Source organism: Algoriphagus sp., assembly GCF_046296635.1.
In the GTDB taxonomy this organism is placed as follows: domain Bacteria; phylum Bacteroidota; class Bacteroidia; order Cytophagales; family Cyclobacteriaceae; genus Algoriphagus.
In genome coordinates this window covers 30,620-50,928 of record NZ_JBKBKZ010000014.1, presented here as the reverse complement: position 1 = coordinate 50,928, position 20,309 = coordinate 30,620, and the positions used below count along the sequence as shown (strand labels likewise).

Annotated in this window: 17 protein-coding genes; all 17 read right to left on the bottom strand. The window is 40.8% G+C overall.

Features of this window, described 5'->3' with window-relative positions; all coding sequences use genetic code 11:
* Positions 1-10 precede the first annotated feature (10 nt).
* The 17 genes from ACK4HU_RS11910 to ACK4HU_RS11830 all read right to left on the bottom strand — a co-directional run bounded on the left by ACK4HU_RS11910 (position 11) and on the right by ACK4HU_RS11830 (position 20,282).
* Positions 11-901, bottom strand: coding sequence for an NAD-dependent epimerase/dehydratase family protein (locus tag ACK4HU_RS11910; RefSeq protein WP_409807004.1), 891 nt, complete (start codon positions 899-901; stop codon positions 11-13).
* The gene (locus ACK4HU_RS11905) at positions 894-2,324 is read right to left on the bottom strand and encodes a flippase (protein WP_409807002.1); all 1,431 of its coding nucleotides are present in this window, start codon (positions 2,322-2,324) and stop codon (positions 894-896) included. The genes ACK4HU_RS11910 and ACK4HU_RS11905 overlap by 8 nt, the downstream gene beginning before the upstream one ends.
* Positions 2,324-3,616, bottom strand: a complete 1,293-nt coding sequence (locus tag ACK4HU_RS11900; protein ID WP_409807001.1) for a hypothetical protein — start codon at positions 3,614-3,616, stop codon at positions 2,324-2,326. The genes ACK4HU_RS11905 and ACK4HU_RS11900 overlap by 1 nt, the downstream gene beginning before the upstream one ends.
* A 9-nt stretch (positions 3,617-3,625) precedes the next feature.
* The gene (locus tag ACK4HU_RS11895) at positions 3,626-4,180 is read right to left on the bottom strand and encodes an acyltransferase (protein ID WP_409806999.1); all 555 of its coding nucleotides are present in this window, start codon (positions 4,178-4,180) and stop codon (positions 3,626-3,628) included.
* Positions 4,177-6,069, bottom strand: a complete 1,893-nt coding sequence (gene asnB, locus ACK4HU_RS11890; RefSeq protein WP_409806997.1) for an asparagine synthase (glutamine-hydrolyzing) — start codon at positions 6,067-6,069, stop codon at positions 4,177-4,179. The genes ACK4HU_RS11895 and asnB overlap by 4 nt, the downstream gene beginning before the upstream one ends.
* Before the next feature lies 1 nt (position 6,070).
* Positions 6,071-7,219: a DegT/DnrJ/EryC1/StrS family aminotransferase gene (locus tag ACK4HU_RS11885; RefSeq protein ID WP_409806995.1), complete on the bottom strand. Its 1,149-nt coding sequence runs from the start codon at positions 7,217-7,219 to the stop codon at positions 6,071-6,073.
* Positions 7,220-7,257: 38 nt separating this feature from the next.
* The gene (locus ACK4HU_RS11880; protein ID WP_409806994.1) at positions 7,258-8,238 is read right to left on the bottom strand and encodes an NAD-dependent epimerase/dehydratase family protein; all 981 of its coding nucleotides are present in this window, start codon (positions 8,236-8,238) and stop codon (positions 7,258-7,260) included.
* Positions 8,239-8,252: 14 nt separating this feature from the next.
* Positions 8,253-9,218 (bottom strand): Gfo/Idh/MocA family protein, encoded by a 966-nt coding sequence (locus ACK4HU_RS11875; protein ID WP_409806993.1) that lies wholly within the window; start codon positions 9,216-9,218, stop codon positions 8,253-8,255.
* 57 nt (positions 9,219-9,275) lie between these two features.
* On the bottom strand, positions 9,276-9,854 hold the full coding sequence (locus ACK4HU_RS11870) for a DapH/DapD/GlmU-related protein (RefSeq protein ID WP_409806991.1): 579 nt from the start codon (positions 9,852-9,854) through the stop codon (positions 9,276-9,278).
* A complete protein-coding gene (locus ACK4HU_RS11865) occupies positions 9,851-10,981 on the bottom strand; it encodes a DegT/DnrJ/EryC1/StrS family aminotransferase (protein ID WP_409806989.1) in 1,131 nt (376 codons plus the stop codon). Before ACK4HU_RS11865 ends, ACK4HU_RS11870 begins: the two co-directional genes overlap by 4 nt.
* Before the next feature lie 8 nt (positions 10,982-10,989).
* Positions 10,990-12,093: a Wzz/FepE/Etk N-terminal domain-containing protein gene (locus ACK4HU_RS11860; RefSeq protein ID WP_409806987.1), complete on the bottom strand. Its 1,104-nt coding sequence runs from the start codon at positions 12,091-12,093 to the stop codon at positions 10,990-10,992.
* A 3-nt stretch (positions 12,094-12,096) separates the two neighbouring features.
* Positions 12,097-12,717, bottom strand: coding sequence for an acetyltransferase (locus ACK4HU_RS11855; RefSeq protein WP_409806986.1), 621 nt, complete (start codon positions 12,715-12,717; stop codon positions 12,097-12,099).
* Positions 12,718-12,769: 52 nt separating this feature from the next.
* Positions 12,770-14,089, bottom strand: a complete 1,320-nt coding sequence (locus tag ACK4HU_RS11850) for a UDP-glucose dehydrogenase family protein (protein ID WP_409806985.1) — start codon at positions 14,087-14,089, stop codon at positions 12,770-12,772.
* A gap of 10 nt (positions 14,090-14,099) precedes the next feature.
* Positions 14,100-16,724: an SLBB domain-containing protein gene (locus ACK4HU_RS11845; RefSeq protein WP_409807109.1), complete on the bottom strand. Its 2,625-nt coding sequence runs from the start codon at positions 16,722-16,724 to the stop codon at positions 14,100-14,102.
* Between the two features lie 142 nt (positions 16,725-16,866).
* Positions 16,867-17,385: a DeoR family transcriptional regulator gene (locus ACK4HU_RS11840; protein ID WP_409806983.1), complete on the bottom strand. Its 519-nt coding sequence runs from the start codon at positions 17,383-17,385 to the stop codon at positions 16,867-16,869.
* 108 nt (positions 17,386-17,493) lie between these two features.
* Entirely contained in the window at positions 17,494-17,865 is a 372-nt protein-coding gene (locus ACK4HU_RS11835) for a hypothetical protein (protein ID WP_409806982.1), read from the bottom strand.
* A 2-nt stretch (positions 17,866-17,867) separates the two neighbouring features.
* Entirely contained in the window at positions 17,868-20,282 is a 2,415-nt protein-coding gene (locus ACK4HU_RS11830; RefSeq protein WP_409806980.1) for a penicillin acylase family protein, read from the bottom strand.
* Positions 20,283-20,309: the final 27 nt, after the last annotated feature.

The following is a 20,309-nucleotide window of genomic DNA, read 5'->3' as shown; positions in this document are numbered from 1 at the left end:
AATTATGCAATCAGGAGGTCACCAGATTTTTGACTTCATCTAGGTGATCCACAAGTAAGCGTGATGGAATATGAAGATCTCTTTTCATTGCCGAATTATCTCCAATTAAATCTCGTGGTTCCCCTTCCAAATATGAAAACTCGGGTGCAATTCCACAAAATATTCCCATTTGCTCCGCTATAGTCTTCAGTGAAAGAACCTCTGGGCCTGAAATATTATAAACTGTTGAACTTTCGCTAAGCATGGCAGCACGTGTGGCTATAGCTGCATCTGCTACATGAATGGGGTTAATCCGAATCCCTTGTTGACCATGTAGTGTAATTGGACGATGATTAATCACACTTTCCATTAATCTGGGAATCAACATCCCCATTTTTTGATTTGGGCCATAAATAAAAAAGAATCGGAGGACATTGACTGTAAAAACGTCAGAATAGCTTTGGGACAAAACTTCACCTGAAAGTTTACTACCTAGATAATAACCAAGCAAACCCGGAGAAGAAATGGCGGAATTTTCATGAAAGGCCTGATTGCCATTTCCATAAACACCTCCAGAAGAGGCAAAAACAAAACTTTTAACTCCAATTTGTCTGCCGTAATCCAATAATTTGGCTGTAGAAGCAATGTTTACTTTAAAGACATTCATAGCCTTCTTAGGAAAATCTCTAAAATGTGCGGATTGAGCCAAGTGAACGATGGCATCAACCTGTTCAGGCAGCTGATTTTGATTCCATTCCGTTTCAAGATCAATCGATAGGTAGGTTACATTGGGGATTTTTTTTGATGGTAAATTGTGAACCAGTCCAACCACTTCAAATCCTTCTGAGACCAGCAGTTTACAAAGTGATTGTCCCAACAGTCCGTTGGCACCAGAAATAAGAACAGTTCGAATTTTAGACATTCTTCATGTTTTTTAAGGGAATTATACTCAGGCCCAAGCCCAAGAATGCGAAGATTAGGCCGATTTTTATCAGTATTGTAACAGCGAATAATTCAGGCTTATAGAACCAAAAGGATAGGAAAATCACTGCAAAAGTCATGGCTAGAATCAAAGTCAGCCTCGTATAACTTATCTTAATTGGATGAAATCGCTGAGTAAAGAAGAAATAACTACCTGTGAGAAATAAATAGGAAATAGCAGTTGCCCATGATGCACCCAAAGCTCCATATTGAGGAATCAAAATCCAATTTAAGCCGAAGTTAATGACCGTCGTAACCCAAGAAAGGTGGGCAAACAAGATGGTCCTTTTTTCGAGAGAAATTCCAATACCTGTGATTTGTTGGGAAGCTTGAAAAACAATGGCAAATGCTAATAAGACCATAGGTAAGGCGCTTTTCAAATACTCCTCCCCCATCAATAAATGAATGATTTCGCCGGAAAAAAGTCCAATCACTCCCGCGATCAAAGCCATACCGAAAATCAAAATCATCAATACATCCCCATAAATTTTGGGATAAGACTCAGGATGATCAGCTCGAATTTTCATTGCCACCGGACTCCAAGCCTGTCCAAAAGCGGCAGAGACAAATAAAATAACAGATGCAAACCGGAATGATACCGAATAAATCCCTACTTCCTCTACAGAAGAAAAAGAAGCCAACATCCACCGATCCTGAGAGGTGAAAATCCAATAGGCCAATGCCGAAAAAATAAAAGGATAACCATACTGAAGAAGTTCTTTTGCCCATTTCTTAGAAAATGATGCAATTGAAAACTCATTTTTAACTATAAAAAGTGCCACAGGTAACACCAAAATGACAACCACTGCCTGTGCACCCAAAAGTCCGTCAATCCCTTTTCCCAAATAGACAACAGCGATCAATCCCAAGACCGCTGAGAGGACCCTTGAAATCATCGAAACCGTAAGAAAACTCCAAGGTCTAAATTGAAGCCGTATCACATCCAATAAATATTGCGTCCATTGATTTGCTGCCATTAGTAATAAGGCAGCAAATACGCCCAACCAAGTAAAAGCATAGGCTGTGCCTACCTCCGGAAAAAACACCAGACAAATTCCAGCGGCGAGAACCAATAAAACCGACAAAATCAAAACCTGGGCAATCAAACCCGAACTAACCAATTCCTTACGGTCTGATGGCTGCACCTCCGGATCCCAATAAAATCGCTGGAGTGAATTATTCAACCCAAAATTCCCCATGACTCCCAAAAGCGCTGTGCTGGTCAAAATCAATTCTAGGAACCCAAACGACTCGGGTGAAAGTGCTTTGGCAATGAAGGGAAAAGTAAAAAAATTAATGGTTTTGGATACCAGATCCGCTCCTCCGTAGATTGCGGAATCTTTTGCTAACTGCCTAAAAACCATCAGTTGGGGATTCTGTTATTTTTCAGAGGATGGCTAATTTTAGGTGACCGTTTTGGATATTCTCCCAATAAAGGATGAAATAAATTGATTAGGCTATCCCTTTCGCCTTTGAGTTTTGCTATGATTTCTCCAAAAACATATTGGCAACTGTCCAAGCCATGATATTTTTCAACATAAGCGCGTCCAGCTTCTCCCAGACTATGGCGAAGCGAAGGCTGAGTGACTAGTTTTCTTAAAACCTCAGTTATATTCTCAGGAGTTGCTGATACTATCGGACATTCATCAAAATATGACCAACGCCTGAAAGGAAGCATATAAGATTCATCCTCCAAGTTAGATATAATTGGTAAACCAGAGGCTAGGCCTTCCAATCCATTCATACCGTGGCCAGTGGCAATTAACTGCTCCACCAAAATATCGGCGTCTTCTGCTAAAATCCGCTTTACTTCTGCATTTTGAAGTTTTTCAAGTAAAATTAACCGAATCTTCAATCCTTCCTCCTGAAGCTCTTTTACTGCTTCCAAGATAAACTCTGATCCTTTAAATCCTCTATGATTGGGAGCATGTACTATGGTAACTACTTCAGTGCTACCATCCGCTTGACTTCTTCGTTGAGAAGCCTTCCAAAGGTCAAGGTCGATGTATAAAATGGTCGGTGCTAAAATATCCCAGCGACCGAATCCATCAGGCCCCATAATACCGGAAAATTGGAAATCAGCATGTCTTGTCCAATATTTTACACGCTGTTCGACAAGATCTTGATTTTTGGCTGCTTGGGGATAGGACATCATCAAGCCATGAATCAGAGATGTTGAGCGAATAGAGCGGTAAGAATACGAATCTGAACCGTAAGGTAGCATTACCGTTTTTTTTCCAGCCCATTTCAACCAATAGGCCTGAATCCACCAAATGGGCGTGGTGCCAATAAAAAAGCCATCGAAGGATAGGAAAAACACATCGTATCTTCTAATGGCATCCAAAAAGCCGAAATAAGGTTTAAAAGGATGTGGCAGAATAGAAAACTCCTCAGACAGAATTCTACCCCAATCTTCACGCTTGTTGATGCTGGAATAAAAATCAAGGGTAAAAGTCTCCGAAGTGAATCCCTTAGCCTTCATTGCTTCTGACCAATACTTGTTATTAATGATAGGCGTACTTCCCCAAACCAATCTTGGTTTAGCTGACAGGGAATTTATTCGGTGAAAAAAGACCCAAAGAGTCCCAAAAATCAAATAGATAGGTAGTCCTATCGCTAAAACTAGGGTAGAAAGAATTGCTTTTAAAAAATCCATCACAAAAGATTACTTAGAAGCAGGGGAAATATTCCTCGCTGGTGATCCGGCAATTTTACTTCCTGCGGGAAAACTTTTATTGACAAAACTATTGGCACCGACTATACAGCCGTCACCCAATATTACCCCGGCACTTATGATTGCATTAGGGCCGAGGTAACAATTGTTTCCGATTTGAACTGGCGCATACTCATAAGGTGAAGTTCCTCCCGATACTGCCCAATTCACGCTATCATGAGAATAAATCTGGACTCCGGAGGATATACTACAGTTAGATCCAATGGATAATCCTCCAGACCCATCCAATACCGTGAAAGGTCCAATCCATGTCTTTTGACCTACAGAAATTTCTCCAAAAACATAAGAAGAATCATAAATAGAACTTCCCTCACCAAATCCCAGTGATTTCGCTCTTTCCCAACGGTCAAAAATCAAATCAGCAAAAGGAAGGGATCTATTGAATTCTGACTTGAAAATCAGATCAAACTCCTGTTTTAAAGTTTGAAGCTTTTCGAAAAATTCCAGTTGTTCTGGAGAATGTTCTAATTTCTCAGACCTTTTCATTCAAAGGATTCATTGTTGAGGAAGATCTTACACCACCACTCAAAGTTCATGAAACTCCAGATCAAAAGTCGGTGGTTCACATGATCATTGACGTGTTCGTTCACGATTTTTCGAATATAGTCCGGATTGATGTATTCTGAAGAAACAGTTTTTTTATTGAGTAGCAATTCCTTGATGTAATCTGCATTCTCTCCTCTATACCAGCTTTCATCCGGTGCTGAAAAACCTTGCTTCTTTCTATTTATAATTTTTTCAGGCATGAAGTTTAACATAGCTTTTCTGAGCACATTTTTTCCATCATCAAATTCTTGATAGGTTTTGCTACGTTTCCTGAAGTCATTTTCATTAATCTTCAACATTTGCTCCAAATTGCCAAGCTTGTATTTTACAGGAATCTTCTGTGCAAAATTTACCAAATCATTGTCCAAAAAAGGAAATCGTTCCTCAAGGCTATTGGCCATACTGAGTTTATCTCCTACCAGCAATAGGCCAGGCAAGAAAGTCTTCGCCTCAAAATACAGGGAATTGTTGATGTGATCTTCTGGATGATCGTACTTCAATTTATCATTGAAAGTAAATACCCGCTCAAAAACGGTCTTGGGATGATTGAAATCTACGGCTTTTCTCACATCGGGAGTGAAGAGTTCTTCCCGCTGATGGTCTGGAACTAGGCGCTGCCAAAACTCATAATACAAATCAAAAAACTCACGCTGACTGACCGATTTGAAAATTCGATAATACCTCCAAGGATATCCACCGAAAAGTTCATCCCCTCCTGTACCCTGAAGGCAAACTTTGACAAACTTGGAGGCTAACCTTGAGATATAGTAGTTGGGGTAAGACATACCCACCCGCAAATCCTCTAAGTGATACACCACCCTAGGCAAAGACCATCGAATATCTCCAGCGTTCAAAACTTGCTCGTAATGCTCTGTTTTGAAATGATTTGCCATCAATTCCGCATCCCTTCGCTCATCGTAATTTGCCTCAACCCCAGAAACTTCACTCATGTCAAAGCCACAGGTAAAGGTGGTAAGACGGTTAACATGTTTACTCGCTTGGGCAGTAATGGAACCTGAGTCCATGCCACCGGAAAGATAAGATCCTACCGGCACATCGGAAATCATCTGTCGGGAAACGGCATTTTTAAACAATCGCTCAGTCTCTTTGGTGGCAGCCTCAAAGCTCAAGGAATCATCCTGAACTGAGAAATCATAATCCCACCAGGATTGGTGCTTGATCTGGGTGGTTTCAGCTGTGATTTTAACAGTATTGGCCGGAGGTAGCATCGACACCCCCTTGAACAGGGTGTTGAAGCTGAACATATTTTGGAAAGTAAAATACTCATTGAGCGCTTCCAAATTGAGTTCAACGCGAAACTCAGGATGCTTAATTATACTCTTGATTTCAGATGCAAAAACTACTGTTTTACCCGTAAACCAATAGTATAATGGCTTAACTCCAAATCGATCTCGAGATAAATACAGACTCTGCTCTGATTTATTCCAGGCTCCAATAGCAAACATGCCATTGAGCCGCTTAAAAAAATCAGGGCCATAGGCTGAGAGCCCTTCCACAATCACTTCTGTATCTGTGGTGGAAACAAATTCATGACCTCTTGATCTGAGTTCTTGCTTGAGTTCTAAAAAATTATAAATACAACCATTGAATACTACTACCCAATTACCATCCTTGGAGGTCATGGGTTGAGCTCCTCTTGGAGAAGTATCTAAAATAGCCAATCTTCGATGAGCAAACGCAATTTGATTATCCACAAAATAGCCTTCCCCATCTGGCCCACGGTGAGCCATCTGCTTAGCCATGGATTTAAGTGCAGAGAGCCCAAAAGGCTCTCCATTCAAATTAAAAACGCCAACAATTCCACACATACTAGAGTGACTTCAGCACTTCGACTACAAAAGCAAAATCCTCATCACTCATTCGATTATGAAGAGGAATTGACATAGAATGGTCATTTGCAGTTTGTGCACCTGGGAAGTCAGAAGGTTGAATTTGATATTTTTCTTTGTAAAAATTCAACATATGGACAGCATGAGTTCCTGGTCGGGTGGAAATCCCTCTTTCCTGTAATAGTTCCATGATTTCATTTCGAGAAGTAGGAGCCTTGGATTCATCCACTAGGGTGACATAGGATTGCCACCCATGTTGATATTCAGATCCAAATGTTGGAGTACTCAGCCATTTAACCTCTTTCAACTGGTCTGAATAATAAGCTGCCCACTTAGCTCTTTCTTGAATAAATTGATCCAACTTTTTGATTTGCACCACACCGACTGCTCCTTGAAGGTCAGTCATGCGATAATTATAGCCTAAAAGATTGAAATCGGGTAGAATATAAGGCCTTGGTCCATGATGACGTTGCTCTTCTGAAATGGACGCACCATGGTTCCGAAGCATACCTAAAAGCTCTGCCAATTGATCATCGTTAGTGGTGAGCATTCCCCCCTCTCCTGTAGTTATGGATTTTCGGGGATGAAAGCTAAAACAACCGATAGTACCCAGTGCTCCGGCAGGGGTTCCTTTGTACCCGGCTCCTGCTGCGCAAGCTCCATCTTCTACCAAAGGAATATCTCCGGCAATTCGCTTGATTTCATCCATATCGGCACAAAGGCCAAAAAGGTGAACAGGAATTATGGCCTTTGTCCTTGAAGTAATTCGTCGGGCAAGATCTGCTGGATCAATATTAAAGGTGAGTGGATCAACATCAGCAAAAACCACTTTTGCTCCGCAATACAAAACAACATTTGCCGTGGATACCCAGGTAAAAGCAGGAACTATCACCTCATCACCGGGCCCGACACCTAATGCTACCAAGGCAAGGTGAAGTGCCGTAGTGGCGCTTGTCACTGCGAAGGCATGCTTCACTTGATGTCTTTCCGCAAACAGTTGCTCAAACTCCCTGACCTTGGGACCGGAGGTAATCCAGCCACTCATTAAGGGTTCTTTAGTTGCCTCCCATTCCTCAATTCCAGTAACAGGAAGTGAAATCGGAATATTTCTTTTTTCTACAAGACTCATTTTATGTCAATTTTCAATAAAAAAAAATGGGCTCTTGATTATCCTTTGTCTACCCCTGTAGCAATTCTCCAATCAATCAATTTTAACAGTCCTTCTCTAAGACTGTATTTATATAAGAAACCCAACTCCTCCTCCGCTTTTACCCTTGAACCGATTCGGTTCTGAACCAAGGCTCTTGCATCATCTGCCGAATACGGCTTATAGGCTACTTTAAGATCTGAGTTCTTGAGTTCCAAAATTAAATCACAAAGTTCCCGGATGGATGTCTGAACTTCAGTTCCGACATTGTACATTCCAAACTTCACATCACTTTTCAACGCTTGGACATTGCATCGGGCTACATCTTCTACGTAGATAAAATCATACGCCTGACTTCCGTCTCCATTAATTGAAGGAGATTCGTTGGCCTCGATTTTATTCAGCATAATCGGAACAACACCCGTATACGCAGCAGTTTGATCTTGATGAGGTCCATAAACATTCATGTAGCGGAGGCCAATTACCTGAAGTCCATAGCGGTCATGGAAGGCTGTGGCCATTGCTTCTCCTGCGATCTTAGTCGCTCCGTAAAAATTCTTATTATTAAACGGGTGGGATTCTGTCATTGGAAGTTCGACCGCATCGCCATAGACCGAAGCGGAAGAGGACCAAACAAGCTTTTTGATTTTATGCTTTACACAAGCCTCCAATACATTGAAGGTACCAGCAATATTTACTTCAAAGGCAGTTCTAGGGTAATCCTTGCAATGCAATAACCACATCGCAGCTAAGCATATTACATAGTCCTTTCCCTGTATGGCCGTATCCAGAATATCGATTTCTCTAACATCTCCACCAATTGGAAAAATGCTGCATCGTGGATCTTTTAGCTGCTCTACGAGATAATCCTTCTGACCTCTTGCAAAATTATCATACACCACAACTTCCCCTACGGATTCCTTTAATAGTTCAGAAACCACGAAACTTCCAATGAATCCGGCACCGCCGATTACAAGGACTTTTGAATCTTTCAATTCCATAAAATATATTTTAATTAATTGTCAAATGGATGTTTAGCCAAGTCCAACTTGGCAAAGGGATGGTACTCTCCTACCAAACCTAAGGGCTTCATATGTCGAATGTCATGTACCAGCTGAATGCTACTCATGGCTTCTTCCAATCCAAACCCATTACCGTCCAGGATGTGTTGGTAGCTATGGGTATGAAGTTCAGTAAATCCATCGCTAAACTCAATTTTTTCACCTTCCATGGAGAGTGACCGGAACGTTCTTCCTCCTTTAGTCTTAACCGAATCAGGTAGTGTATCGGCATTAATACTCAAAAACCATCTGACTCGGGCTTTTTCAAGTTCGAGGTATCCCGCTGCGCGGTCATGAGTATGAACATGGACCTGATTAGTTTTTACCGGTCCGAAAACCCAGGTCAACATATCGTAAAAATGAACCCCAATATTGGTTGCGATGCCTCCGGATTTACTCACATCGCCTTTCCAAGAAGTGTAATACCAATGGCCTCTCGAAGTAATATAAGTCAGATCAATGTCATAAATCTTGTCTTTAGGTCCGTTTTGAATCCGTTCCTTCAAGGCAATTATGGAAGGATGAAGTCTAAGCTGTAAAATATTATACACCCTTTTGCTGTGTTCATTTTCGACTTCTTTCAGCGCTTCGATATTCCACGGGTTCAAAACCAAAGGTTTTTCACAGATTACATCAGCTCCTACTCTTAGTCCAAACCGGATATGAGAATCGTGAAGGTAATTTGGAGAACAAATGCTTACAAAATCAATTTTTTGCCCAGCGCGCTTTAACTTTTCAATATGTCGATCAAAGCGTTCGAACTCAGTGAAAAAATCAGCATCAGGAAAATGGCTATCCATCACACCAACACTGTCAAATTTATCATAAGACGCCAAGAGTCTATTCCCGGTATCTTTTATCGCTTTCATATGCCTAGGAGCTATATAACCTGCTGCTCCGATGAGGGCAAAATTTTTCATAGATTTGATTTTTTAATTTTTCGACAAGCGAATTTTCAAATATTTATTTCGGAAAAATCAGGGAACAACCTTGGAAACTTTCCCTGCCTTGAGCTGATATTCCTCACCAGACTCTGAGCAAACAGCCTTTCCTTCATTATCAAAAACCAATTTGTGTCCGAACTCACTCATCCAACCCATCTGACGGGAAGGATTTCCTACTACTAAAGCATAGGCAGGGATTGTTTTAGTTACCACGGCACCTGCACCTATAAATGCAAACTCACCGATATCGTGTCCACATACAATGGTGGCATTCGCTCCTATCGAAGCCCCTTTACCCACATGTGTTTTAGAATATTGACCGCGTCTATTTACTGCACTCCTTGGGTTCGTTACATTGGTAAAAACCATGGATGGACCTAAAAAAACATCATCATCACAAGTGACCCCTGTGTAAATTGAAACGTTATTCTGCACCTTTACATTTTTACCCAAAACTACTTCAGGAGAGATCACGACATTCTGCCCTATATTACAGTTTTCACCAATTTTACAGTTGGGCATGATGTGGGAAAAATGCCATATTTTGGTTCCTTTACCTATTTCGCAGCCCTCATCAACGATTGCTGTCTCATGTGAATAATATTCCTTCATTTGCTAAAAAAACTCTTAATCGTTTCAATAATATATGTTTGTTCCTCCTTTTTCATTTCAGTATGAATGGGCAGGGATAGTACTTTTTTACACAGCGATTCTGCCACCGGAAAGTCTCCTACATGATATCCAAATTCCAAATAGGCATTTTGGAGATGCAAAGGAACTGGATAATAAACCATAGAAGGAACACCCTTATTCTGCAAATGTTCTTTCAATTCTTCTCTTGAAGCACCTTCTACCTGAATGGTATACTGATGAAATACATGAGTTGAATTTGTTGCTCTTTTAGGAGTTTTGATGTGGGGATGGTTCAAAAATGCCTCATCATATCTATCAGCTACTTCATTCCTAGATTCAGAATACCGTGATAAATGCTTAAGTTTCACACGCAAAATAGCTGCTTGTAAGGTGTCTAGCCGAGAATTAACACCTATCGAATCGTGGTAGTATTTTTTCTTTTGGCCATGGTTGGCAATCATTCTTAGTCTTTCGGCCAATATTGGATCATTGGTGAACATTGCTCCTCCATCTCCATAACATCCGAGATTTTTTGATGGAAAAAAGGAAGTGGTACCGACATCTCCCATGGTTCCTGCCTGAGCTTTTCTACCATCCGAGAACGTATAAATTGCACCAATCGCTTGAGCAGTATCTTCAATAATTTTTAGGTTATGCTTCTGAGCAAATTCCAATAGATACTCCATATCAGAGCATTGCCCGTAAAGGTGAACCGGCACAATGCCAACTACTTTCGGACCGATGGCCTTTGCCAATTGAGTTGGATCGAGTTCGTAGGTGTCAGGAAGAACATCGACAAATTTTGGTTTTAAGCCCAATAGCGCAATGACTTCAACCGTTGCTACATAAGTAAAAGTGGGAACGATGACTTCTTGACCTGGCTTAAAGTCCAAGGCCATCATGGCTATTTGCAAAGCATCGGTTCCATTTGCGCATGGAATCACAAATTTTGCTCCTGTAAAAGCTGCTAGCTCTTCGGAAAAAGCCTTGACATCCGGACCATTTATGAATGCAGTATTATTTATAACTTGCTGTATTGCCTGATTTACTTCTGGTTTAATTTGTTCGTATTGCGTACGAAGGTCAACCATTTGAATTGCTGTCATCAATTATTCTACTTGATATTTTCCACCAAAACTTTATACACATTAAACAACACCCCAACGAACAATCCCAAAAAGATCGAGAAAATAAGGATGAGAGGCTTGTTGGGTTTGGAAGCTCCCAATGGAATAGCCGCTTTTTCCAAAACCGTGAAAATCGGGGTTTCTTTTTTTAGCTCAATAGCCGATTGCTCCAATTCTTGCTTGAGCGAATTGTACACGTTGTAGGCAATATTGAATTCAAATTGAAGTTGCTCTTCACGTGTTCTCACTCGTTGGGAAATAAGTCCTTGATTTCCATCCCGAAAGGAAGCAAGTCTCATCTGTGCTTCATTGAATTTTTTTTCTGTTTCAAGGACTCTTTCTTCGATAAACTCAATGTTTCTTCGCTGACGACCCACCTTATATTCTGTCACATAAGAGATCAATCTATCGAGTACCATGGCATTTACTTGGGCAGCGATCACCGGTTCGGGCATAGATACATTCAGGCGGATCATTTTGCCTTTCAGATCAATCAGAATCCTTTTCTTCAATTCACCTACGGCATACAATTCTTGCGAAGTCAAATTCAGGTATTCTTCTTGTTTTTCAGCTGTAGCCGCCAAATTTGCGGGAAACGGATCTGGCTTGGCAAACCAGCCAACGATCATTGCAGGAATGTTTATCACAAAACTCAGCGTTTTCTTTACAACGTTTGATGGCTGTTCCTCATAATAATATTCCTCCAAACTCTGAACCTGTCCAGCTTTAGATTCAAACCTGAACTTCTCTTTAGAGATTTCCCTCAAGAAATCTCGACTTTGTATTACATCGGGGAAAATTTCTGAAGTGAGTGCCATTTGGCCCGATTGCAATTGGGACATATTGATTCCTGCTAAACCTGCCAATGCCCCCATTTGACCTATTGAACTTCCTCCTCCTCCTTCTGATTCCAGGAGAATGTAAGAGGATGATTGATATTCTTTAGGAGTGGTGAAAGCGATCAAAATCCCAAAAACCAAACCCAAGGCTGAAAAAAAAATGAGATTTTTTTTCCTCTCAAATACTGACTGGATAAGCCCGATATAGTTGAGGGGTTCAGTAGATGGATTACCGGGTGAATTTAATGTCATAACTTATTTATTACCTAACCGAACCGCTGGGACACCAATAATAGTCTGATTTTCTGCTGTATTTTTAGTCACAACTGCACCGGCACCCACGATTACATTTTCCCCCAAAATTACCCCTGGTAAAATCACTGCTCCGGCTCCTATTCGACACATAGCCCCTACTTTGGCTCCACCCAGCACAATAGCTCCCGGACCAATCTCTGCAAAATCACCAATTTCGCACTCATGATGTACATGAGCTCGGGTATTAATCAAGACCCCTTCACCAAGTTTTACTTCAGGTCCGCAGAATGCGAATTCCATTAAGTCGGATCGTGTATTTGATCCAGATTGGTTGATTGCTGTTTTAGCAAGAATCCCCAAATGTATACCGCCTGAGTTAGTCAATTTTACTTTGAGACTTTTTCTGAAAACAGGATTTCCTACACCTAAACAAAAATTTGGGTTTGTTATAAAACTATCCCTTAATTCTTGGTCTTCAGTTAAGACTTTTTTTCCAAATGTAAAATTCTCCCTCTTTGAAGCATCATCATCAAAAAAGAATAGCTTGTCTGAGTCAAGTCCCAGTGAAAGCAACACTGAGTAAACCTCAAGTCCATGCCCTCCGGCTCCGGCAATAATCATTTATTCAAAATTCTACGCCCATGATAGTATTCTTCAGATTCTCTATTCATCATTATTTTGATCCAATTCCAAAATGTTCAAATCCTAAGGTCTTAAGGTATTTCTTATCATAAATGTTTCTACCATCAAATACCACTTTATTTTTTAGGAGCTTGGCCACAACTTCCCAACTTGGGATTCTGAATTCGGACCATTCGGTCACCAAAAGTAGCGCATCTGCATCCACCAAAGCATCATAGGCATCTTTACAATAAGTAACTTTATCAAAGAGATAATGTGCTTTAGCTTCTTCCATTGCCACCGGGTCATAAGCTCTTACCGTCGCCCCAGCTGCTCTCAATTCATCAATAATTACTCCCGCTGGTGCCTCACGCATATCATCGGTATTTGGCTTAAAGCTCAATCCCCACATTGCGAAAGTCATGCCACTGAGATCCTCACCAAAATGTGCTTTGACTTTCTTAGCAAGTACATGTTTCTGGGCATCGTTTACTTCTTCTACTGCTTTGAGAACCTTTAAATGGTACCCGTATTGCTTGGCAGTTTTGATGATTGCTTTCACATCTTTAGGAAAGCAAGATCCCCCATAACCAACACCAGGATAAATGAATTTATTTCCAATCCTTGGATCTGATCCTATACCTTTCCTTACCATGTTGGCATCTGCACCCACTATTTCGCAAAGGTTGGCAATATCATTCATGAAAGAAATCTTAGTAGCAAGCATAGCATTTGCAGCATACTTGGTCATCTCTGCTGAAGGGATATCCATGTAGATCATTCTATCTCCACTCAATTGAAAGGGCTTATACAAGCGTTGCATGATTACTTCAGCACGCTCGTCATCGACTCCTATTACTATTCTATCCGGCTTGAGAAAATCTTCAACTGCCGCACCTTCCTTTAAAAACTCAGGATTGGAGGCAACTGCAAATGGAAGATCCGAGCCGCGTCCGACCAAAGCAGCTTTGATCGCTGCTCTTACTTTTTCTCCAGTTGTTACTGGAACAGTGCTTTTAGTAGCAACTACGATATAATCGGTCATTTTTCTACCGATTTCATCTGCTACAGCAAGTACATATTTCAAATCGGCGGAGCCATCTTCTCCGGGAGGAGTACCGACAGCGATAAATGCAACTTCTGCACCTTGTATGGCGTCACCTAGGTCTGTACTAAAATGAAGTCTGCCACTTTTATAGTTCCTAAGTACCAATTCTTCCAAACCGGGCTCATAGATTGGCATTATGCCATTTTTGAGTTTTTCTATTTTGTTTAGGTCAATGTCCACACAGGTCACATCGATTCCCACATCGGCAAAACATGCTCCTGAAACTAAGCCAACATAGCCGGTCCCTACTACAACGATTTTCATAAACTATTAATTATTGACTACTGCTGTTAATTAAACTTTGTACCAAAATCCCAAGAGTTGCCAAGCTAGATGCTATTCCGAGCCAAGCAGCTGTAGAAAGCCGCTCTCTTTGAGGCTTTTTTGGAACTACTATTTCAGCACCCGGTTCGATTGGAGGGTAAAACTTAAACATGAGAAGTGAGTGCGTTCTACGAGCATCGCCATTAGCATAGATGACATAAGCCTTACTTTTTCTAGCTTCTTCTGTAAAGCCACCCGCTTGCGAAATATAGTTTCTCAAGTTGTTGTTTTTGACATATCTGGCAGTGGTAGGCATTAGTACCTCGCCCACCATTCTGATGGTCTGAAGTTCCTTTGGAACTCTTAAAATATCTCCTTCTTGAAGAATCAAATCCTCACCCGTACCGGGATTTCTTAAAATCACCTCCAGATTTATACCAATGATATCCTGCTGTTTAAATCTTACTTTGTTATAAATAGAATCTCTTGATGTTGAATCAAGGTTTGACATCTGATTATAATTTTCTAACAGTTTCCTTTGATCCTCTATTAATTTTTTTTCTTCAATAGTATTGATTTTGCCATCCAACCTTTCAAAAAGCAATAATTCGGCTTGGTTTAGTTGAGGAATTAGCTCGGGATCCACCTTTTCTCTAATTTCCTTCAGGTTTTTCTCTTTTATCTCTTTGGGAGAAATATCTTTGAAATAGATTGTCCTTCGAACGAGGCTAGCCCCTTTTGGATAAGCAAACTGGTTGAGACCTCCTGCTCTTTTAATTACATCTGAAATGCGCTCATTCGCAGAGGAAATAGCAAACTCGCCGGGGTAAGTTACTTCACCTTCCACTCTAATCAATTGTTCTCTCTCAAATCCAGGACTCTTTCTGATAAATATATGATCAAATGGCATCAATGGCCGATTACTTTCTTCTTCAGAAAGTTTCAAATCAGGATCAATAGTTAGTGTGTATAGTTCCGCCAACCTTCCCGAACTTGCATCGCGCACACGCCTGGCAATTTCTATGTAAGAATTGGAAGCTGACTGAAGTAATCCCCCTGCTTTCAATATCAAATCTCCTACAGTCATCGTAGAAGCATAAGGAAAAGTACCTGGAATATTGACCTCTCCGGATATTTTGACGTAGGTTTCTTCTTGAATATCGTATCGACTGGGAATAAAAAGTAAGTCTTCATTTTTAAGCTGAACATCTACTAGCGTTCCATCCAAAATCCCTTTTAGATCCAATGTAGTAGCTGCCAATGTCAAATCATCATTGGTTCGATACAAAGTGGCTCTATTTACAAAAGCTTCTGGTTTCAGACCTAGTGCCCGTTCAATAAGCATTTTTACTGAAGTCCCATTTTCTAAAGAATATTCACCTGGTCGAATGACCGCCCCACTTATTTGAACACGGTTTGCAAAACGGTCCATTGACTCACCAACAAGAATTTCATCTCCATCCTTTGGATTAAAAGTGTTAAAATCTGTTAGGCCGATATCAATTACCCTTCGCTCGTTGTTTTCAATTCTTCTAATTGTGAGGCGCTCTTTAAAGGCATTGCTAGCAAACCCGCCTGTATATATCTCTAAATCCGAAAGAGTTTCATTTGCCTTAACTTCAAAGAAACCTTCACGTCTGACTGGACCAATTACTTCTACTCTACCCTGTACTGGGGGAACAATTACCACATCATTATCCTGGAGGGAAATATTCGATTGAGAATTTCCCTTGGATAAAAATTCGTAAATATCAACTGTGGCTACTAGCCTACTATCGCGATATAACTGAACATTTCTAAATGAGCCATTTTCGTTAGGCCCTCCAGCTGCAAAAAGTCCATTGAAAACTGAAGCAAAGGAAGGTAAAGTATAGGTTCCGGGTCGGGATAACTCTCCCACCATAGATACCTTTATAGATCTAATATTACCCAGCCTTACTTGGATAAAGGTAGATGGATTAGAGCCCGAAAGCCCTGAGTAAATTCGACTTAATGAGGCTTTCAATCTGGCCGTAGCGGCTTCGATCGAAGCACCTCCTACTTGAATGGGGCCGATATTTGGGATCAAAATTCTGCCTTCTGGAGAAACTGTGACGTCAAATGACTCTTGAGAAGCACCATAAATGTCAATTAGGAGCTGATCTCCCGAACCTACAATGTAACCTTGAGGCGTAGCAATATTAAGACTTGGATTGAAATCCAGCTCTCTGTTATGAAACAATTTAAAACCGAAGATTTTTTTCTGAAAAGGTGTCAAATCATAGTAAGGATCCGCAATTCGGATCGAGTCAAAGGGGTCCTTTTGTGTCTGAGCACCTAATCCCCTTGCCCCTTGAGCACCCACAGAAGCATTTTGGGGATTAGCAGAATTCTGCAAGCCCATAATCCGTTGGCGGAGCTTACCTGCTTCGATAGGAGAAAGTCCCTGTTCCCGTGCCATTCCTTCAAGCTGTGAAGAGGTTAAGCCGCTTGCCTCTGCCCGTTTGATCAGTTGTTCGATCTGTGCGTCTGACAAATTATCTACTTTCAGTTTGCTTAAATCGCTAAGGTTTTGAGCTAAAACTGAACCTAAAATCAGAAAGAAAATAATTACTGTAATTAGAAATTTAGCCTGAAAATGTGTTTTGAAGTCTATCACCTTTTTATTAGATAATAATGGATTGCATATTTTTTTATACAAAAATCGCATCTTTTATTTACTTATTCTACGTGGTACAGCTTCGCCTCTTCAGTCCCAATACAGAACCTAGCAGAAAAACCCAGAAAGTCCAAAAAAATTAAATCCCCGCCTCTCGATCAAAGAGTACCAACCCACCGGAAGAAATGCGACTGGTGGCTAAAGTAAAGATCACTTTTCGTTCAATTAATTGCTCTATTCGCGCAGTAAGGTGGAGGATATATTCATCATTTAGATTGGCACCGGTAACCAATACGTCAATGGTACCCGTATCGCTACCTCGGGCTATGTCACCTGTGAGAACCACCTGTTCCACATCTCCCATTCTTTCCAGAATCTGTTCCAAAAGCATATCAATCCCCAAATATTTTCTGATAATATCCCTGATATTCACATAGAAGGGATGTTTTACGTTGGCTTGATATTCAATTTTATTTTTATCGGAATGCTTGACTAGAATACCTGCGCTAGTAAGATTATTTAGTTCCTTGCGAATGGCATTGGTAGATTCACCAAATTCTTCTGCAAGACCTCTGAGATGACTATGGTTTTTCGAATTCACAAAAAATTTCACCAAGAGGCGCAGACGAGTCTTAGAAGTGATTAATGATTCCAGCATAAAAAGTCCGACGAATAATGAGTAACAAAGGTACTCATTCAGATTACCTGAAAAAATAAAAAATCGTTTTTCGATGAAAAAATAGGATTTTTTTAAAAGGTAACAAGATTAGCCTTTATAGACATTAAAAGTGGTTTTCTGCAACATTTTTCTAAATAGGACTCCTGTCCATCCACTAAATGCCCCGAGCACAAATCCAACCACACCAGTTACAGCTATTAGAGTCATACCCGATCCCAACCCCATTAATTCACCCATCTTATCGGGGAGTGAACTTGCAGTAGTTATCCCCAAATAAATACTTTGACCAAGCCAAGTCAGTCCCATACCCAAACCACCACCGAAAAAACCCCCTGCTCCACTTGGGTAAATCAACGCAGTCAAAACACAGATTGCGATCATAACGACCCAAAAGGGGCTTAATGGATTAAGAAATACAACCACTAAAGCTGTTAGAATAGTCAAAAATATAAATCTCATAATTATTTCAGGATAGTTTTGAATAGCACACCTTCTTGATTTTCAAGGGCTCTCAGGTTGAAGTTTAAATATTCACCATTAGCCCAAATAGGAATAAAATTAGAATAGAATTTACTTCCTGGATTTCCAGATTGCCCGCCAGGATATATCCCAAAAGCTTGGATTTCAGATCCCAGCTCAACCACCATTCGCCAACTGGCACCATGTCTACTTCCTGTGGCATTCAACATTCCGGATCCTCCTCCTGTGTAAATATTTACTGCCGAGAACGGACCAAAATTAGGAACCAAATGCTGAATGGTGGTTTTTTTGAAATTTGCCCATGAATAATCACCTTCTTCCATTTCCCATTTTTTCATAGTAACCAATAATGAATCGAAGCCTGCCCGAGCATGATAATCAGCAGTCTCTACCTGTGTTGTTGATTTAATGTCAAATACAGGATCAGAGGAGGATCTTGACATCAACTCTACCGTTTGGTAGGTGTTAGGTCGGACTACTGGAACTCCTTGATCCACAAATTCCCTCCAGATACTTTCGAATGTTTCAGAAGACCAAATCGAGTAAAGCGTCTGCCCTTTTTGATTTGGGCTAGCGGCAAAATCCCAAGATTTTAACTCCTGAAGGTATTTATCCGCCTCAGGCGAATCAGATTTGTAGGTCCCAAGTAGCTTAATCAATACTGGTAAAGCCTCTGCTGCTTGGAGATTATAGTCGTCAAATTGAAGTTCTTTCATTTCCTCAACTGTAATCTGAGTCAATTCCCGTAGCCTTCTATTCAGCCTCCTATTTCTATAATGTTCATAAGAATTGTCAAAAACATAGTAGGGATAAGACGGATCAACAGGATGCTGATTGGCCGAGGAAACAAATCCACGTTCGGGATTAAGCGTTGCAGGATTGTGATCATTGGGAATAAATCCTTGCCACTCCATAGATGGATCTGCTCCATCCATAAAGAACTTGCCTTGACCAGGCCATTTGAGCGGGAATTTCCCTTGAATTCGCATTCCGATGTCTCCCGATTTGGAGGCAAAAACAAAGTTCTGTGCAGGGGATGTGTAATAGTCCAAGGCTTCATTGTAATCTGCATGATTTTTTGCCTTATTCATTGAAATGAAGGTTTTTTGCTCATTTGAGCCCATGTGGACCGTCCATTTCAATGCAAAATTCACGTCCTGTCTATCGCTTCGAAAAGTTTGGTCATAGACTACCGGACCATGATGGGTATATACCACCGTGTCTATAAAGGCTGCTTGACCCTTCACTTTGATTTCTTCAATTCTAAAGTCTGATGGTCTCCATTCATTTCCAAATTTGTATGCTTTTCGGGTGTCATCCTGAAAAGTGATCTTATACCAATCTCGGGCATCTTTTGTCGCATTGGTTACGCCCCATGCGATATCTTGGTTGAAGCCGGAGATAATGCCCAGTGCCCCAGGTAGTGTCGCTCCTTTTACCGAGTAAGTAGGCGTACTCAACTGCATGGAATACCACAGGGAAGGTAAATTCAAACTTAGGTGAGGGTCATTTGCCAAAATGGGATTTCCGTTTTTTGTCTTTCTCCCTGCTACAGCCCAATTGTTTGATCCCGTGCCTTCTACAGGCTGGGTAAGTGGGCTCATAATCAATTTTTCATCTGGATATTTTACAGTGTCAGGTTTGGAAACTGGAATTGGGGTAAAGTTCCACGTTTTTTCTGCTTCGATTATGGGATCATTTTCCCTCGGAAAATCAGGAAAAAGTTTGTTCAAACCTGCCTCACCGAGAATTTGACGGAGATTAGTGTATTCCAGATCCCGGTCCCCTACCAGCATATCGGACATATATTTGAGAAGTAAAAGGGATTTGTACGCAGACCAAGGTTCGGGACGGTAGTTGAGAATTTTATATTCAACAGGCAATCTTGCATCTGAAAGCTGAGAAATGTATTGATTCACCCCATCTGAATAGGCTTCGACCAGCTTCAATGTTTCAGGATCATTTTCCTGAATATATTTCAATCCGACTTCTGCACCAAAGGCTAGACCTTTTCTTCGGGTCATCCGGTCCAATTCGATGGCAATAGGTCCAACAATTTCAGAAATACGACCTGCTGCTGCCATGGTCTGAAATTCCATCTGCCAAAGTCTGTGCTGTGCGGTGACATATCCTTGAGCCCGATAGAGATCCAATTCGTTTTGTGCAAAAATGTGTGGAATCAAATTTTCATCAAATACCACTTCTACAGGTGCACTTAGGTTCTCAAGTTTAATTTCCTCTTGAGCAAGTTGATCTTCACTTTGGGTGTTTTGCCAAAATCCGTGATATGGATCTAATAGTGGTGCTATTGGGGGGATTTGGCCGAGTGGTATCGATACTATTACTGCCAAAGCGATGGTGATGGCCAAAACCAGAAAGAATGAAAAGTATTTCATGGTAGGGTGATAAATTAGAAAGAAGTG

What these genes read in the sequence shown, in the direction of transcription:
- ACK4HU_RS11910 (WP_409807004.1), bottom strand. Translation starts at nt 901, where the DNA reads ATGTCTAAAATTCGAACTGTTCTTATTTCTGGTGCCAACGGACTGTTG.
- ACK4HU_RS11850 (WP_409806985.1), bottom strand. Translation starts at nt 14,089, where the DNA reads ATGAAAATCGTTGTAGTAGGGACCGGCTATGTTGGCTTAGTTTCAGGA.
- ACK4HU_RS11885 (WP_409806995.1), bottom strand. Translation starts at nt 7,219, where the DNA reads ATGAGTCTTGTAGAAAAAAGAAATATTCCGATTTCACTTCCTGTTACT.
- asnB (WP_409806997.1), bottom strand. Translation starts at nt 6,069, where the DNA reads ATGTGTGGAATTGTTGGCGTTTTTAATTTGAATGGAGAGCCTTTTGGG.
- ACK4HU_RS11830 (WP_409806980.1), bottom strand. Translation starts at nt 20,282, where the DNA reads ATGAAATACTTTTCATTCTTTCTGGTTTTGGCCATCACCATCGCTTTG.
- ACK4HU_RS11870 (WP_409806991.1), bottom strand. Translation starts at nt 9,854, where the DNA reads ATGAAGGAATATTATTCACATGAGACAGCAATCGTTGATGAGGGCTGC.
- ACK4HU_RS11875 (WP_409806993.1), bottom strand. Translation starts at nt 9,218, where the DNA reads ATGAAAAATTTTGCCCTCATCGGAGCAGCAGGTTATATAGCTCCTAGG.
- ACK4HU_RS11860 (WP_409806987.1), bottom strand. Translation starts at nt 12,093, where the DNA reads ATGACATTAAATTCACCCGGTAATCCATCTACTGAACCCCTCAACTAT.
- ACK4HU_RS11900 (WP_409807001.1), bottom strand. Translation starts at nt 3,616, where the DNA reads ATGGATTTTTTAAAAGCAATTCTTTCTACCCTAGTTTTAGCGATAGGA.
- ACK4HU_RS11865 (WP_409806989.1), bottom strand. Translation starts at nt 10,981, where the DNA reads ATGACAGCAATTCAAATGGTTGACCTTCGTACGCAATACGAACAAATT.
- ACK4HU_RS11905 (WP_409807002.1), bottom strand. Translation starts at nt 2,324, where the DNA reads ATGGTTTTTAGGCAGTTAGCAAAAGATTCCGCAATCTACGGAGGAGCG.
- ACK4HU_RS11840 (WP_409806983.1), bottom strand. Translation starts at nt 17,385, where the DNA reads ATGCTGGAATCATTAATCACTTCTAAGACTCGTCTGCGCCTCTTGGTG.
- ACK4HU_RS11880 (WP_409806994.1), bottom strand. Translation starts at nt 8,238, where the DNA reads ATGGAATTGAAAGATTCAAAAGTCCTTGTAATCGGCGGTGCCGGATTC.
- ACK4HU_RS11895 (WP_409806999.1), bottom strand. Translation starts at nt 4,180, where the DNA reads ATGAAAAGGTCTGAGAAATTAGAACATTCTCCAGAACAACTGGAATTT.
- ACK4HU_RS11835 (WP_409806982.1), bottom strand. Translation starts at nt 17,865, where the DNA reads ATGAGATTTATATTTTTGACTATTCTAACAGCTTTAGTGGTTGTATTT.
- ACK4HU_RS11855 (WP_409806986.1), bottom strand. Translation starts at nt 12,717, where the DNA reads ATGATTATTGCCGGAGCCGGAGGGCATGGACTTGAGGTTTACTCAGTG.